Source organism: Pseudomonas psychrophila, from assembly GCF_001043005.1.
GTDB lineage: Bacteria > Pseudomonadota > Gammaproteobacteria > Pseudomonadales > Pseudomonadaceae > Aquipseudomonas > Aquipseudomonas psychrophila.
On sequence record NZ_JYKZ01000002.1, the window covers coordinates 361893 to 377546 of the forward strand.

Annotated in this window: 17 protein-coding genes and 1 tRNA gene; 9 read left to right on the forward strand and 9 right to left on the reverse strand. The window is 55.2% G+C overall.

All coding sequences use genetic code 11. The features are described from left to right. Positions 1-369: 369 nt before the first annotated feature. Positions 370-1551 (reverse strand): purine nucleoside transporter PunC, encoded by a 1182-nt coding sequence (punC, locus tag TU76_RS07770; RefSeq protein WP_048351386.1) that lies wholly within the window; start codon positions 1549-1551, stop codon positions 370-372. Positions 1552-1670: 119 nt separating this feature from the next. On the opposite strand from punC, the gene punR reads away from it, so the two are divergent. Further along, on the forward strand, positions 1671-2630 hold the full coding sequence (gene punR / locus TU76_RS07775) for a DNA-binding transcriptional activator PunR (RefSeq protein WP_019825742.1): 960 nt from the start codon (positions 1671-1673) through the stop codon (positions 2628-2630). On the opposite strand, the gene TU76_RS07780 is transcribed toward punR, so the two are convergent. Together TU76_RS07780 and TU76_RS07785 are read right to left on the reverse strand one after the other, a co-directional pair. Continuing rightward, complete coding sequence (locus TU76_RS07780; RefSeq protein ID WP_019825740.1) at positions 2566-3177, reverse strand: LysE family translocator; 612 nt, start codon at positions 3175-3177, stop codon at positions 2566-2568. The two genes, punR and TU76_RS07780, sit on opposite strands and share 65 nt — an antisense overlap. Positions 3178-3414: 237 nt before the next feature. After that, entirely contained in the window at positions 3415-3942 is a 528-nt protein-coding gene (locus tag TU76_RS07785; protein ID WP_048351387.1) for a DUF4174 domain-containing protein, read from the reverse strand. A 228-nt stretch (positions 3943-4170) separates the two neighbouring features. On the opposite strand from TU76_RS07785, the gene TU76_RS07790 reads away from it, so the two are divergent. The 3 genes from TU76_RS07790 (at position 4171) to TU76_RS07800 (ending at position 6079) form a co-directional block, all read left to right on the forward strand. After that, the gene (locus TU76_RS07790; protein ID WP_019825736.1) at positions 4171-4710 is read left to right on the forward strand and encodes a DUF3455 domain-containing protein; all 540 of its coding nucleotides are present in this window, start codon (positions 4171-4173) and stop codon (positions 4708-4710) included. A gap of 92 nt (positions 4711-4802) precedes the next feature. Next, positions 4803-5366: a sigma-70 family RNA polymerase sigma factor gene (locus tag TU76_RS07795; protein WP_231984100.1), complete on the forward strand. Its 564-nt coding sequence runs from the start codon at positions 4803-4805 to the stop codon at positions 5364-5366. Next, positions 5363-6079, forward strand: coding sequence for an anti-sigma factor (locus tag TU76_RS07800; protein WP_048351388.1), 717 nt, complete (start codon positions 5363-5365; stop codon positions 6077-6079). Before TU76_RS07795 ends, TU76_RS07800 begins: the two co-directional genes overlap by 4 nt. Here TU76_RS07800 and TU76_RS07805 read toward each other — a convergent pair. Together TU76_RS07805 and TU76_RS07810 are read right to left on the reverse strand one after the other, a co-directional pair. Beyond that, positions 6066-6650: a DedA family protein gene (locus TU76_RS07805; protein ID WP_019825732.1), complete on the reverse strand. Its 585-nt coding sequence runs from the start codon at positions 6648-6650 to the stop codon at positions 6066-6068. The genes TU76_RS07800 and TU76_RS07805 overlap by 14 nt on opposite strands. A 71-nt stretch (positions 6651-6721) precedes the next feature. Then, positions 6722-7774: a DMT family transporter gene (locus TU76_RS07810; RefSeq protein ID WP_048351389.1), complete on the reverse strand. Its 1053-nt coding sequence runs from the start codon at positions 7772-7774 to the stop codon at positions 6722-6724. A 304-nt stretch (positions 7775-8078) separates the two neighbouring features. On the opposite strand from TU76_RS07810, the gene TU76_RS07815 reads away from it, so the two are divergent. Beyond that, a tRNA-Leu gene (locus tag TU76_RS07815) sits at positions 8079-8165 on the forward strand. Between the two features lie 305 nt (positions 8166-8470). On the opposite strand, the gene TU76_RS07820 is transcribed toward TU76_RS07815, so the two are convergent. Continuing rightward, entirely contained in the window at positions 8471-9058 is a 588-nt protein-coding gene (locus TU76_RS07820; protein WP_048351390.1) for a DJ-1/PfpI family protein, read from the reverse strand. Between the two features lie 647 nt (positions 9059-9705). On the opposite strand from TU76_RS07820, the gene TU76_RS07825 reads away from it, so the two are divergent. Further along, positions 9706-10005, forward strand: coding sequence for a hypothetical protein (locus tag TU76_RS07825; RefSeq protein WP_019825725.1), 300 nt, complete (start codon positions 9706-9708; stop codon positions 10003-10005). A 277-nt stretch (positions 10006-10282) separates the two neighbouring features. Here TU76_RS07825 and TU76_RS07830 read toward each other — a convergent pair whose 3' ends face one another. After that, positions 10283-11176 carry a LysR family transcriptional regulator gene (locus tag TU76_RS07830; RefSeq protein WP_019825723.1) on the reverse strand — a complete coding sequence of 298 codons (894 nt, stop codon included), beginning with the start codon at positions 11174-11176 and terminating at the stop codon, positions 10283-10285. A gap of 128 nt (positions 11177-11304) precedes the next feature. Here TU76_RS07830 and TU76_RS07835 point away from each other — a divergent pair, with 128 nt between their 5' ends. From TU76_RS07835 to TU76_RS07845, 3 genes are read left to right on the forward strand one after another with little or no spacing between them, the layout of a single operon-like run. Next, positions 11305-12492: an MFS transporter gene (locus TU76_RS07835; RefSeq protein ID WP_019825721.1), complete on the forward strand. Its 1188-nt coding sequence runs from the start codon at positions 11305-11307 to the stop codon at positions 12490-12492. 27 nt (positions 12493-12519) lie between these two features. Continuing rightward, the gene (locus TU76_RS07840) at positions 12520-13035 is read left to right on the forward strand and encodes a cyclophilin-like fold protein (protein ID WP_082113448.1); all 516 of its coding nucleotides are present in this window, start codon (positions 12520-12522) and stop codon (positions 13033-13035) included. 25 nt (positions 13036-13060) lie between these two features. Beyond that, on the forward strand, positions 13061-14089 hold the full coding sequence (locus TU76_RS07845) for an alpha/beta hydrolase (RefSeq protein WP_048351391.1): 1029 nt from the start codon (positions 13061-13063) through the stop codon (positions 14087-14089). A gap of 170 nt (positions 14090-14259) precedes the next feature. On the opposite strand, the gene TU76_RS07850 is transcribed toward TU76_RS07845, so the two are convergent. Then, positions 14260-14571, reverse strand: a complete 312-nt coding sequence (locus TU76_RS07850) for a DUF1330 domain-containing protein (protein ID WP_048351392.1) — start codon at positions 14569-14571, stop codon at positions 14260-14262. An 81-nt stretch (positions 14572-14652) separates the two neighbouring features. Continuing rightward, a complete protein-coding gene (locus TU76_RS07855) occupies positions 14653-15654 on the reverse strand; it encodes an enoyl-CoA hydratase/isomerase family protein (RefSeq protein WP_231984101.1) in 1002 nt (333 codons plus the stop codon).

Sequence of the window (15654 nt, forward strand, 5' to 3'; positions counted from 1 at the left end):
TGAAATGATGGTTTCGCTTTTACAGCGAGGCACTTTTGTCAAACAGCCACAAAAGTACCCAAAAAGGCCTTGCCCCAGCGTACGGCCCTCGCTGCGCTCAGGTGTCCCTCACTCCGGTCCCGCTCCGTGGGCACGCCGTGACGGGCCATCCATGGCCCAACACGGCTCTCCCGGCATCCATGCCGGTCGACCCACTACGCAGAACCTGCGCTCGGCCTCCCGAAGGGCAGGCAGATCAAAAACCAGTGCAAAAACAAGATCAACGGCCCGCCGAGGCGGCCTACAGGCCGACCTGTTTAGCGAAGCACATTTCTCTAAACAGGCCGGCTGGCAACAGAGTATCTACAGGTTTTCGACCTGCCACTACCGTCAGGATGCGGCAAAGGCCTTGGCATTAGCCTTGCGCCGCTGAATCAAGTAACCCAACAACGCCAGGGGTGCAGTGGCCAGCATCACTTCGACGGTGATTTGCAGGGGTTGGCTGATAAAGGCCGACACCAGCAAGCTGCCCAGAAAGCACAGTCCAAGCTGCAAGGTATTTTGCAGTGCAGCGGCTTTGCCGGAGTTTTCCGAAAACGGCATCAAGGCATTCGCCACTACAACCGGGTAACTCGCACCGTTCACCAGCGCCATCAAACAAAACGGGATCAGTAAGGTGGTCAGCGTTGGCTCGGTTTGTGTGGCGACCAGATACAACCCCACCATGCTGGCGCAGTAAGCCACCAGTAACCAGGGCAACAGCGTACGACCGCTCACTCGCTGCAGTTCGCTGCGGCAGCTGTAACCACCGACCAAAAATGCCAGCGTGGGTAGCGCATAGCTCAAGCCAATATCGCTCGGGCTGTAGCCCATATCGCCGAGGATAAAGGGCGATGCCGTCAACCAGGCGAAAAAGCTGGCCGAGCACGCCGCGAAGATCATCACGTTGCCACTGAATTTGGCCGAACACAGAAGCTGCCAGTAACTCACGCCTGACGCTACGGTCTTGGGCGTTGTGCGAATTTTTTCTTTGAGCATCAGTGTCGGGATGATCAGCAGCACAGCCAGGCCCAATAACACCGCAAAAATCGCTTGCCAGCCCAGGTGACTCAGGACCACGGCTCCCAGCAAGGGGGCAAGAGCCGGAGAGAGGCCCATGAGCGGCATGATTCCGGCAAATACACGGCTGGCCTGGTCAGCCGGGTAGCGATCAATTACCAGGGCTTGCCAGGTAACGGCCGCCGCACAGATGCCGATGGCCTGGATAAACCGCAAGCTCAAGAGCAACACGCTGCTCTCAACCCAGAACATGCCCGCGCAGCCCAGCGAAAACAGCGACAGACCCGCCAAGAGCACCGGCTTGCGCCCAAGGCGATCCGACAGCGGCCCCCAGAGCAACTGACCCAATGCAAAGCCGGCCAGAAAGATGCTCAGGCTCGCGCCCACCGCACCGGCTGACAGCCCTAATTCACTGCGCAAAGTACCGAATGCTGGCAGGTACATATCCATCGCCAGATAGCCGAGCATGCTGAGCCCGGCGAGATAACAGGTAAAACCAAAAGAGTTCTTCATGTGCACCTAAAAACTTGCCATCAAACAATTTGTTGACTGATGCGCATTATCCAGCTGAGGATTTGCTTGTGAAGCGATAATAATTGCCAACTGGCATCGAATTTTTTGAAGGCAAACTCATGTGGTCCGAATACTCGTTGGATGTAATTGATGCAGTGGCCCGCCACGGCAGTTTCAGTGGTGCGGCCCAGGAACTGCACCGCGTGCCCTCAGCCGTCAGCTACACCGTTCGCCAGCTGGAGCAGTGGCTGGCCGTTCCGTTGTTCGTTCGTCGCCACAGGGATGTAGAGCTGACGCCCGCCGGGCAGATGTTTGTCAAGGAAGCCCGCGACGTGATGAAAAAAATGCTTGGCACCCGCCGCTTGTGTCAGCAGGTGGCCAATGGTTGGAGCGGCCAATTACGGGTAGCCGTGGACTCGATCATCAAGCACCCGCGTTGCCAGCAAATGGTGATCGACTTCTATCGGCACTTTCCGGACGTGGAGCTGATTGTTCAGTACGAGGTGTACAACGGTGTGTGGGACGCACTGGTGGACGGGCGCACCGACATTGTCATCGGCGCCACGCGTGCCGTACCGGTGGCGGGCAGCTTTGCCTTTCGCGACATGGGCTTTTTGCACTGGCTGTGCGTGGTCAGCCCACTGCATCCACTGGCTTCGGTTGCAGGATTGCTGGGCGATGATCATTTGCGCCCCTTCCCCTCGCTGTGCATGGATGACACCTCACGCAGCTTGCCCAAACGTGACACCTGGACGCTGGATAACCAGCGCAGAATGATGGTGCCTGACTGGGCCACGGGCCTGGCCTGCCTGAGCGACGGGCTGTGCGTCGGCATGGTACCCGCCCATCTTGCCCAACCCTTGATCGAGCAAGGCAAGCTGGTTGCGCTGCACTTGCAACGCCCCTTCCCCGCCAGCCCTTCGTGCATTGCCTGGTCGCAGAAAAATCATTCCCCCGCCATGAGCTGGCTATTGGAGTATTTGGGCGACACGCCAACCCTGAGCCAGGAGTGGCTCAATGAACATCAAACAGAATTGGATACAGCGACACCACCAACAGAACTGCCATCGTCAGATTGAATGCCAACAACCATTTAGGTTTGGTCAAAACGTTGCGTAACGCGCTGCCGCACCCGGCCCACACGCACACGCTGGGCAAGTTGATGATGGCAAATACCAGGGCGATGATGAACACATTGGCGATGTAACCCTGTGATGGCGTGTAGGTCGTGATCGCGCCGATGGCCATCACCCACGCCTTGGGATTGACCCACTGGAAAGCCGCCGCGCCCCAGAACCCCAAAGGGGTGCCTTGGGCCGATTCTGAATCAGAAACAGGACCTGATGTGGCTACTTTCCAGGCCAGGTACAGCAAGTAAGCCGCCCCCAGGTAACGCAACACGGTGTAGGCCATGGGTACGGCCTTGAACACGCCGCCCAGCCCCAGCCCGACGGCCAGCACCAAAAACATGAAGCCGAAACTAATACCCAGTGCATGGGGGATGGTGCGCCTGAATCCAAAGTTGACGCCCGATGCCAGCAGCATGGTGTTATTGGGGCCAGGGGTGATGGAGGAGACAAACGCAAACAGTGCGAAGGCAGAAATCAGTTCGAGGGAGAACGGCATAATGTTATCCGGCAGTCAGAGGAGCAATTGACTCACCCTAACGGATTACAGTGCTGGCATTGCGCTACAGCTGAGTTCTATTTTTACCGCACACATTGAGAAAGGCTTTCGTTTTGACGACACGATTTTCACGCCACTTTCACATCATCAGGCCTAAATTGGATCCACTCCTTTAGTGAATCCCATTTGGCCCGCTCCCCCCAGCGGGCCTTTTTTTTGCCTGTTTTTTAATGACCTTCAGTCTTCCAGAGCCTTGACCGGTTTTGCCGGCTTGACCGACTTGCCCGCAGCAGCTCCCTTGACTGGAGCCTCGGCCGCAACCGGTGCCAGGGTTTCCTTTTCAACGGGAGGCAAGGCATCGATGATTTTAAACAGCTCGTTGAGATCAACGTCGCCAACTGTCTCGACCTTCTTTTCGCCATCCTTGCCGATCAGGATCACTTTGGCCTTATCAATGATCATCCCCGGTTTGAGGCCGCGAATCAGCGACATTGTGCTTTGGGGTTCGAGGTCTTTGCCATCGCGTTTGCCGGTAATGCCGACAATCGTGTAGAGCACCATATTGCGCTCGTCAAAAGCCTGTTTGGTGGCCGGGTCTTCAAGTGCCTTATTGAGGGCTACCAGCGCTGGATCGGCCTGTGCACGGGCAACAATAACCAATGGGCGAAGCTTGCCGCGATCCTGTTCAATGGGGCTTGGAACTTCAACAGCTTGCACTGTGCCAGTCACCAGCACACTGGCAAGGATCAATAAACGGATAAACATCCAGATCTCCTTTTATTATCGGACCGGCTTCGCGAGCGTGTAGCAAATGCCTTGAAACCCTTGGCGTTGAGCCTGTCATTCAAAGCTTAGGCCAAGGGCTCAGTCACGCAACCGGGGTTCCCGGACTTTGCCTTTCATGTTTATTTTTTGCAACTGCATCCAAACCGCTCACCCGGGGGTAGTACCTGTAACAGCCCGTACGCTGTTACCCCATCAGGAGATAGGTACATGAACGTAAAACGCTTGATCAGCCATGCCAGCGTTACACTTGCCGCCGTGATGTTTGTCGCTGTACCGGGCGCCTATGCACAGGCGGACTTGCCCGAAAACATTAGGGTTCCCGACGGACACAAGATGGCGATGAAGACAGTTGGCGTAGGTGAAATCACTTACGAATGTAAAGAAAAAGCCAATGCCCCAGGACAAATGGAATGGTTTTTTGTTGGCCCAAAAGCTCAACTAAATGACACAAATGGTAAACAAGTCGGCACCTACTTTGGCCCACCAGCCACCTGGCAAGCCCTGGACGGTTCCAAGGTTACGGGTACCCAGCTCGCCGTAGCACCCGCCGGCGCGGGCAATCTGCCGTATCAACTGGTCAAGGCCAATCCGGCTGAAGGCAAAGGCGCCATGAGCGGCGTGAGTTATATCCAGCGTGTCGCACTTAAGGGCGGCGTGGCGCCCAGCAGCGAATGCTCTGCGGTCAACAAGGGCCAGCGGCAAGTGGTCCCTTATCAGGCAGATTACATTTTCTGGGCCAGCCGTTAAGGTACTTGGCCTGTAGCGAATCTCGTCTACGCTGCTTCGATGGAGCCCGGGGGAATGCCCCGGGGATGTCCCACCTATAACGGCGCAAGACAGTGACGATACCTGAGCCATTGTTTGACTACGAAGCCTGCCTGCTCGCCTGCGCCCGCGGCGAACGGCAGGCGCTGGTTGCCTTGTATGCCCAGGAAAGCGCACGACTGCTCGGTGTTGCCAGGCGTATTGCCCGTGACGACGCTCTGGCCGAGGACATCGTGCATGACGCTTTTATCAAGATCTGGACGCGCGCGACCAGTTATGACCCTCAGCGCGGGTCAGCACGGGGCTGGGTTTTCAGCGTGACACGGCATTTGGCACTGAACTTCATGCGCGACAATCGCCTGGAGGTTCAAGTCAGTGAAGACAGCGAGCTGGCATTACAGCCCCTGGCCAATCTTGATGGCAGCCTGGCGCTGGACGCACTTGAATGGCGAGCAGGCTCCGAGCGGATCTATGGCTGCCTCGAACAGCTTGACCCTGCCAGGCGCACCTGCATTGTGCATGCCTATGTCGACGGTTATACCCACGCAGAAATTGCCAAAAAACTGGCCACGCCTCTGGGCACCGTCAAAGCCTGGATCAAACGCAGCTTGAGCGCATTGCGCGAGTGCATGGGATGACTTTCAAACCAGAAGACAACGACTCAGCCGATCTTGATGCATTGGCGGGCGAATACGTGCTGGGGACACTGGACGCGCAACAGCGACACGCCGTTGAGCAGCGCCTGCCCCATGACGCCAACTTGCAAGCAGCGGTAGAACGCTGGGAGGCACGCCTGTTGCCGCTCAACGACCTTGTACCGGCACAGCCCCCCTCAAGGCAGCTGTGGCCTCGTATCGAACGCAGCCTGAACGCACTGAATGTGCCCGCCCCTCAGGCCAAGGCCAGTTGGTGGAATCTTCTGCCATTGTGGCGCGGCCTGTCAGCCGCAGGGCTGGCAGCAACCCTGGTACTGGGCACCGTGTTGTTGACCGCAACCCCTAGCGTTTCACCTCCCACTTACGTAGTGGTACTGGTCGCACCACAAGACCAGGCCCCGGGCTGGGTGATCCAGGCCAGCAACCGCCAGCACATCCAGCTTATTCCACTGGGCATCACGCAAGTGCCCACTGACAAGACACTGCAGTTCTGGACCAAGGGCGATGGTTGGGATGGCCCGGTGTCACTTGGACTGGTCAAGCCTGGGCAAACCTTGTCACTGCCACTGGATCGCCTGCCACCGCTTGAGCCCAATCAACTCTTTGAGCTGACCCTCGAAGGCCCTGACGGCTCTGCAACAGGCAAACCTACTGGCCCGATTCAGTTTATCGGCCGTGCCGTCAAAGTGATTTGACGGCCTTGTTTCTCGCCCGTAAATGACGCGCCAATGCGAAGACCACCATCAGTGCTATGACCCCCAGCGCAATCGGCAAACGATAGGGTTTGAGGTCACCCAGCATCCCCTCCAGAAACTCCCCGGCCCAATACCCGGCACTGGCAAACAGCGTTGCCCACGCCGCAGCGCCCAACGCGTTGAAGCAGGTAAATTTCAACGGCGAGACCTTGCAGGCGCCAATCACCATTGGCCCGACCAGTCGCATGCCATACAAAAAGCGCACTGAAAAAATCGATACTGCAGGATGCTGATTGATCATCTGGGTGACTCGATCGATGACCGCCTGCTGCTTGTGCAGGCGCGGCAACAGGCGAGCGCCGAAATAACGGCCGATCCAGAACAGCAGCTGATCGCCCAGCATCCCCGCCAGACTGGCGTATCCAATTACCGGCAATAGCTTGAGCACATGCTGGTGCGCAGCCATTCCGCCGAGAAGCAGGATGGTTTCACCTTCCAGCAAACAGCCGATAAAAACGGCCAGATAGCCATACGTTGCCAGCAAGTGATTGAAGTCGATGTGTTCAAACATGCGGGGTCTATAGCTCCATTGAATGTCAGGGTGTTACGGCGTCCTTGGGGCTCAATCTATCACGCAGCCGTTCAGTGCCGGTGTCGATGATGAATATCCGGAAAATGCGGGTGGTTGTGACTGATCGCGTGATGTTGATGCGCATGGCTATGGGGCACGCTCCCGGGGATGTCTTCGTCATGCTCATGCTCATGCTGATGATGCTCATCGTGAGCATGACGATGGGTGTGCTCCAGCGGCTGATGCAGGTGGACATGCTCATGGCGCTCGGTAAGGTGCAGCCACACCCCAAAAATCATGAACGCAGCGGCCACCCCGAACAGCAGCGACACAGACTCTCCCAGCACCAGGATCGAGATCGCCGCCCCTAGGAAAGGCGCGGTCGAAAAATACGCCCCGGTTCGCGCCGCACCCAGACCGCGCAGCGCCAGTACAAAAAGCACCAGGCTGACGCCGTAGCCCAGGAAGCCGATCAGCAAGGTGGGGCTCAGCACGCCAAGTGGCGCGATCTTGGCGCCCATCATCAACGCAATCGCGCAGTTCACCAGCCCTGCGAGCAACCCTTTGGCCCCCGCAATAAACAGTGCGTCCGAGGCAGATACCTTGCGCGTCAGATTGTTGTCAATTGCCCAACACAAACAGGCAAACGCGACGGCCAACGGCCCAAGCAAGGAGAGCGATACACTGGACTGCGCCCTTGAAGGCCACGACAACACCACACCCCCCGCAATAATTGCCAACATGCCAAGCACAATCCGGCGGTCTGCGTTTTCCTTGAACACCACCCACGCCAACAGTGCGGTCAGCACGGGCTCGAGATTCAACATCAACGACGCGGTTGCGCCACTGGTCAGGGTCAAGCCGAACATCAGGGCCACAGGCCCCAAAATCCCGCCAAACACAATCGCCCCGCCCAGCCAGGGCCACTCACTTGCACTCAAGCCCGATGGTTTCCAGCCCCGATCGCGAATACAACGCACCAACAGCAGTCCCACACCGCTGCCCAAATACAGCAAACCTGCCAGCATCACTGGCGCAACTTCGGTCCCCAGCACCTTGGCCAGAGGAGTACTGGCCCCAAACAACGCTGCCGCTGCCAATGCGTAAACCACACTCGTATTCATCACATCCACTTCTTTAATCGTCGTGCAAGCAGCCTAGACCAGCCCGGTGAAACGAGTCGAAACAGCGCACGACGTGACGCCCACGAAACGGCCGTCATAGCGACAAAAATTCATGGGTGTTCGATATATCTATGATTTTCCGAAGGTTTTACTCAGGCGCCTGTTAAAAAAATGTACCAAAATGGACGTTATCGAACTTGCCTCATCGGCGCAGGCTCTATATATTCGTCCACCTGTCACGCAGGCTCTTGTGTACTTTGATTGCTGAAGCACCTTCCTTCCTGACCCGCTTTACAGCGCTACCGCCCGAATGGCGAAACTGGTAGACGCATGGGACTTAAAATCCCCCGCTCGTAAGGGCGTCCCGGTTCGATTCCGGGTTCGGGCACCAAACAAATCAAGGGCTTGCATGAGATTCTTCGTGCAGGCCCTTTGTTTTTTGCACCGCAAAAATTCAGACCGCTCCGCAATTCTCGATTTTCACCCCTTCCCCTGGCGTCCTGCCAACGTACCAAAGATCAAGACACCTCAAGCGCAGCCAAACCCCTGCCCCCCATTCAAGCTGAACTTACTCAGCGCCAGAAAATACGGAACTCCAACAACACGTGTTCGTGTAACGACGCCTAACACTGCTAGACAACGAGCAACGATGTCGCTTGAAACGTCACTCAGCCTTTTTGTTATTCCTCCAGCGTCTTACCGACCAGAAATATCCCCTTTATGTTCCGCTGCTAACATTGACCTGAACTGGGAAATTATCTCTGAAGAGAGCCCGGCACCTTCGAACACTGCGCAGGTGAAGCTAACGGGGGCAGGGCCTGGAGCAGTTATGATACGGTCTGCAACCACAGCGACTCGACTGTTTTGATAGCGCGCGTGCCCTTCATAACTTACGGCGTTTTTTTGTAAGAAGTCAGCGCTGTTCGAGGTATGAGGAATATCATCGAGAAGCCCGGCCCTCGCAAGTGCCAGCGTTCCCCCACAGATACCAGCAATCGTCGCGCCATCTGAACGACTAGCATGAAGAAAGTCTCGAATATCAGGTGCTTCTACACTTTCCCAAACCATTCCCCCAATGACGGCAACAACGTCCGGTTTCCAGTCCAGACATTGTTGCAAGTTACTGTCGATAGTTACAGCCAGTCCCCCCTGCGAGTTGATTTGCCCCGTGGTCGGTGCAAAAAACCTGACCTCGATACCGTAAAATGGGGACGCTGTTCCAGCGATGAAAGCATATTCCCAGTCTGCAAAGCCGGGGGTCAGTATCAAACTTATACGTGCCATCAGTCAGAATCCTCCATGAATGCCAATAGCATAGGGTGACCACAAACAGACCTCAAGGGCTGTTCCGGGTCGATAGCGGCCTTTCCTGACCGGCAGAAATCGGCGAAAAGCAGCCGCTCATAGGCGTCCAGGAAAGTCGGGGCAATTCAAACTCCCGAACCGACTCGACCAGAGACTCAGCCTCTAGCCACAAACGTACCGCCTCTTCTGTGGAGACTTGAGAATTTGGCCCCCCTGTTAGTTAGTCAAGGCCGTTTAGGTCGCTTCGCACACAGTACCTGCCGTGGAGATTTTGTCGACAGCCCGGAACAGGGAGTCGCGGAACTTATAGAACTTCATAAGCAGTATCGTCATTCTTAAATTTAGTGCGACAGACAGGAGTCTCCCACGGCGCACGACCTCATCAAAGTGCAAAGCGAAACTTCCTCACTCTCTCAAACAAGAAATAAATTGCAACAAAGGCCTATTGAAATATTCTAAACACCAAGAAACCAATATTTACCGAGCAAAAATGAGAAGCCTTGCCTTTTATAGCTGGATGGAAACCCAGTTCAATAAAACCACACCCAATGGTAACGTATGCTTTCGCATTGCTCAGAATAAGAAAAAACATGAGCAAACTTGTTGATTGAATAAAGGATTAACGAATGACTATCGAGCGAGAGATTTTCTCGGCCCTTATCGCGCAGAACGCATTTCAAGGTGAAAAGCCAAGCGTACACAGCTTCGCCCAGCTAGCTGTAGACAAGGGGTTTAGAGCACTTTCGTCAAGGCAGCAAGCGGTGGTAAACCCCTTCCTGAAAAAACAATGCGAAGGGATAAAACAACCAAATGAAAAACATAACAACTGCAAAAATAGTATAGGCGGTCGTGATTTGGTTACAGCGCTTGAGAAATCCGAAAGTTATAAGGGATGGCGCTGCGAGAGCTGCCGAAGCGCAGTTTAAAAACAATAAAGCAACACAAGAGAGTAGCGACCCAGGACTCTACAAAAACAAAAAACACTATTGCCCTTGCTACTCCTGAATATTACTGCAGCAGGCCATCATGGCCTGCTCGCAGGTCTTTATTTTCTTTAAACCCTAACAGCCCACCATCAAAACGCTGCTCACTCGTCACTCATTTGAGCGCTTCGAAAAAATAGTGCACGATGCAGCCAAATTTTTCTGCGCGTCTAATTTTCCAGAGAGAAAATAGTGCCCATATATCAGAAGTCCGTCCCCTCTACCCAGCTTTGCGCAATGCATTGGCAACCAGCGTAAAGGCGGGTGATGGTTGTCGACGGCTGGGGTAATACAAATAGTAGCCAGAGAACGGTGGGCACCAATCTTCCAGCACCCGCTCCAGCCTCCCTTCGCGCAGGTGCGGATCAAACTCCTCTTCTGGCAGGTACGCAATGCCCAGCCCGGCCAAGGCCGCATCCACGATATGGCTCGACGTGTTGAAAATGAGCTGGCCGTCTACACGCACGTTTACCTGCTTGCCTCCCTGCTCAAAGTCCCACACATAGAGCCCGCCAGATGTCTGCATACGCTGGTTGATACAGCTATGGTTCATCAGGTCGCGCGGGTTTTCGGGAATGCCACGGCTGGAAAAGTACCCTGGCACCGCGACAGCAGCCATCCGCAATGGCGGGCCTATCGGGACTGCAATCATGTCTTTGTCGATGGTGTCACCCAGGCGCACGCCTGCATCAAAACGATCCGCCACAATGTCCCTGAATCCGTAACTCACGTCGAACTCAACGTTGATGTCCGGGTATTCGTGGAGCAGCGCAGTGAGCTTGGGTAGCAGCGTGGTGCGCAGAACATGATCGCCGCAGGTGATACGTACGGTGCCCGCAGGCTTGTCGCGCATTTGCGTCAGATTATCCAGCTCTGCCTCGATTTCATCGAAGCGATTCCCGATCGCTTGCAGCAGTCGATCGCCAGCGACAGTCGGCGAGACGCTGCGGGTGGTGCGCGTCAGTAACCTGATTTGCAGACGCGCCTCCAGACCACTGATGGCCTGGCTCAGTGCCGACTGGGTAACGCCCAGTACCCCGGCGGCACGGGTGAAGCTGCCTTCGCGCGCCACTGTCACGAATGAAAGCAGATCGTTGAGGTTTCCTCTGACCATGATATGCAGAACCTTTTACAGCCATTAATTAGCTGATCTTATAGCCTCGTTAAGTATTCATTAGCTAGTCGCGTGAGTATTCGTTCGTCACCATCACCGGTATGAATACAATTAACCGCAAGGCCCCGATGGCCACTGTTTCAACCAGCAACGAGGCTCCTGCCTACTGGAGCGGTGTCTTTGCAATGACGCTGTGTGTTTTCGCCCTGATCGCTTCTGAGTTCATGCCTGTCAGCCTGCTGACGCCGATGGCCGTTGATCTTCAGGTTAGCGAAGGGATGGCCGGGCAAGGCATTGCGATTTCCGGGGCATTTGCCGTGCTGACCAGCCTGTCGATCTCGTGGCTTGCCAGAACCCTTGATCGCAAGCTGCTACTTTTGGCACTGGCCGGGTTGATGGCTGTCTCGGGCTTGATCGTCGGGCTGGCCCCCGACTATCAAACTTACATGGTCGGCCGTGCGCTCATCGGTGTGGTCATTGGCGGTTTCTGGGCGATGTCCGCGGCGACAGCCATGCGCTTGGTACCCGCCCCGCAGGTGCCGAAGGCGTTGGCCATCTTCAATGGCGGTAACGCGCTGGCTACCGTAGTTGCCGCACCGCTGGGCAGTTATCTGGGCTCCATTATCGGGTGGCGCGGGGCTTTTTTCTGTGTAGTGCCCGTCGCGGCAATTGCGCTCGTCTGGATGCTCATCAGCCTGCCGCCCATGCCGGTGGAGCCGCGCAAACCAGGCTCCGGGAATGTGTTCAAACTGTTCAAGAATCGATCAGTGGCACTGGGCATGGTCGGTTGTGGGGCCTTCTTCATGGGGCAGTTTGCGCTATTTACCTACCTTCGGCCCTTCCTTGAAACGGTAACGCGCGTCGATATATCCACGTTGTCGTTGATCTTGCTGGTGATCGGTGCGGCAGGCTTTATCGGCACCCTGATCATCGGCCGTGTTCTGAGGAGCGGCCTGTTCCAGACATTGATAGTCATTCCGGTGTTGATGGCCTTGATCGCTCTGGCTCTGATCCCTTTTGGCTACTCGATCATCGCTGTTGCTGCACTGCTGGGCTTATGGGGGCTGTTGGCGACTGCGGCCCCTGTGGGCTGGTGGAGCTGGATAGCACAGGCCATGCCAAATAATGCCGAGGCTGGCGGCGGCCTGATGGTAGCCGTTATTCAACTGTCCATTGCTCTGGGCTCAACCGTGGGTGGAATGCTGTTCGATAGTCACGGCTATCAGAGCACGTTTGTCGCTAGTGCATTAGTGCTGCTGCTGGGTGCAGCGGTGACCGTACTGACGTCACACGCTACCCCCTCTCGAACTGCTTGAACCACGCAACGATCCAGGAGACGGGTTATGACCGGGAGCATTCACCCCGCCGCAAATGCCGAGCAGCGCAAAGGCTGGGGCAAGCGGCCATTTCGTTGGCCTGGCGTGCTGTATTCAGCTCTCGTGCTTGGCAGTTACATCCTAATGAATGATGCCGCGTCGGCGTCCACGATCACGATCACGATCACGGAGAAATCTCGCATGTGGATGACAGTCGGCGAACAACGCTTCGCCATCACCTTGGCCGACAACGCAGCCGCTCGTACGTTTGTCACGCTTCTGCCACTAACGCTGGAGATGAGCGATCTCAACAGCAATGAAAAATACGCCAGCCTTCCTGGAGCTCTGCCTACCAATGCGAGCAAACCGGGAACGATACACGCGGGTGATCTGATGCTGTATGGCACGGATACCCTGGTTGTTTTCTATTCAACCTTTGAATCGACATACGCATACACCCGCCTTGGGCGTGTGGACGACAACGCGAGCCTGGCACAGGTTTTAGGTCGTCATGCGGTAAACGTGATGTTTTCCCAAAACTGACTGCTCTGCATCGATAGGAATTCCAATGAAAAAGATCATTGTTTTATTAACGCTTCTTGTCAGTTCACTCTCAGCAATAGGAGCCGATATGTCCAACGGCGCGGATAATTTTTATACCAGCGACAAAGTGACCGTGCAGAAGGTCAATTTCAAAAACCAGTATCAGATGAACGTGTCAGGTAATCTCTTTATCCCCAAAAACCTCGACGCCAACACTAAAAGTGCTGCGATTGTTGTTGGCCACCCGATGGGCGCGGTCAAGGAGCAAAGCGCTAATCTGTATGCCACGAAACTGGCAGAAAAGGGCTTTGTGACACTGTCACTGGATCTTTCATTCTGGGGTGAAAGCGAGGGGCTGCCACGCAATGCAGTTTCGCCGGATATTTATGCCGAAGACTTCAGTGCTGCGGTGGATTTTCTTGGCACCCGGCCTTTTATCGATAAAGAACGGATAGGCGCACTCGGCATCTGCGGGAGCGGCAGCTTTGTTATCAGCGCGGCTAAGATCGACCCACGCATGAAAGCCATCGCAACAGTCAGCATGTATGACATGGGCGCAGCCAATCGTAATGGTTTGAAGCATGGGCAGACGCTTGAGCAACGCAAAGAGACCATCGCGCAAGCCGCACAGCAGCGATATGTAGAGTTCACGGGCGGAGAAACCCTCTACACCAGCGGCACAGCGCACCAACTGGACGAAAACACGCACCCGATCCAGCGAGAATTCTATGACTTCTATCGCACGCCACGGGGTGAATACACGCCAGCCAGTTCGTCCAAAGATCTGACCACGCACCCGACGCTTACGAGCAATATCAAATTCATGAACTTCTACCCTTTCAATGACATTGAGACGATTTCACCTCGTCCAATTCTGTTCATTGCCGGAGCCGACGCGCACTCAAGAGAGTTCAGCGAAGAAGCTTACAAGCTTGCTGGCCAGCCCAAGGAGTTCGTTATCATTCCTGGCGCGGGCCATGTTGACCTTTATGATCGGGTCGACCTCATTCCTTTTGGCAAGCTGGCGAGCTTTTTTCAGAGTAATTTGAAGTGATGATAGTGAGATCGAATTAACCAATTCGGTTTAAACGGTGTTTTTTCAACGTCCGCTTCTGGCCGGAAGCAGCCCTTCGTGACAGGCTGCTTACGGCCAAAAGCGGACAGTCGTGACTGACAGTAGTTGTGTCTTATATGATCCAAGTGGAGGCGACGATAGGCCTAGCCTCATCGTGTAGAAACAGCCACCTCAGGCAACCCTTCTACAATAAATACGCGGTATTCTGCCCCCTTTAACCGGTGCTTCAGAGCCTCTTGGTACAAAGGACTGTCGTAGGCAGCCTTGGCATCCGCCAGGGTAGGAAATTGAAGGATAACGGCACCATCTACTGGAGGGCCTTCAAGTGTTTCTACTGCACCGTAGAAAGCTAGTGGTGTGACAGGATGGCCCGCCGACGCGCCCCCCGCGCTGTTCTCATACTTTTTGAACTCTTCTGGATCAGTGATCCGATCTCTGACGTAAACAACATAAGCGCTCATGGTCAATCCTCGATGGACTTGTGAGCCGCAGGTCGTTTCGACTGCGGCTCACAACGGGTGACGGGTCAGTTACCAGAGCAATTAAGCAGCAGGCAAATCGCCAAGTCGTTCGGCAAAGTTCAGCTCAAACTCACCGACTTTACCCAGCCCGGCGTCGAGCATTTTTGTGAATGCATTCTGAGCTTCAGGCCACAGATCTACACCCTGAAGGATATGGTTCGACATCCACAGATCGCCTTCAGAGGGAACGCCTGCACGAGCGTTTACCATTCTCTTGCCGGTCTCCAGAGCGCGTTTCTCGAAGCCTCCCATACGGTGTGCGAGCGCATCGACGAAAGCATCAAGTTCCGCGTCTGGGAGAGCCCTGTTCACGAAGCCATATCGCTCACCAATGTCAGCGTCGAAATCGTCAGCACTGCAAACGATTTCCAATGTACGTGAGCGTCCGACCAGTGCGGAGAGCCATTCGACACCGCCACCACCGGGGATTGACGAACCGCCAACCTCGATCAATGCGAACTTTGCGTGCTCCTTGGATGCGAAACGCATGTCGCAGGCCAATGCAAACTCAAAGCCCTGCGCACGAGCTCGGCCACGTACCTTTGCAATGCTAATCACGGAAGACTGCGCAAGGCGGGTGACCCACTTCGGCCAGTTACCAAAGAATGGCATTGCGCCTGGTTGATTGGGAACGGTCAGCCGATTTTCGACATCGTGGTGATTCATGAAGAAATCTGGGTCTCCGCTCTCGAACACAACGACTTTGAGGTGCTCGTCCTTCTCGATGTTGTCCATCAGGACGTTCAGTTCAGCAAACATCGTCGGATCAAACAGGTTGAGCGGTGGATTGTTGAAGATGACGCGCCAGTAGGCTTGGGATTCAGCAATTATGGTCAAGCGGTTAGCAGTGTTCATATGCGCTCTCGGCTGTTGCGACCTTGTGCTAGATCGCCGGTTTTCAAGAAAAGCCACCTGTTGAGGCGACGTGAACAAACGGATAAATGTAAAAAAGCCACCACCAATCGGGATGAAGTACGTCGGTAATAGCCTCAAGCAACGGCGGCTAAATGATTCTTCCGCCAT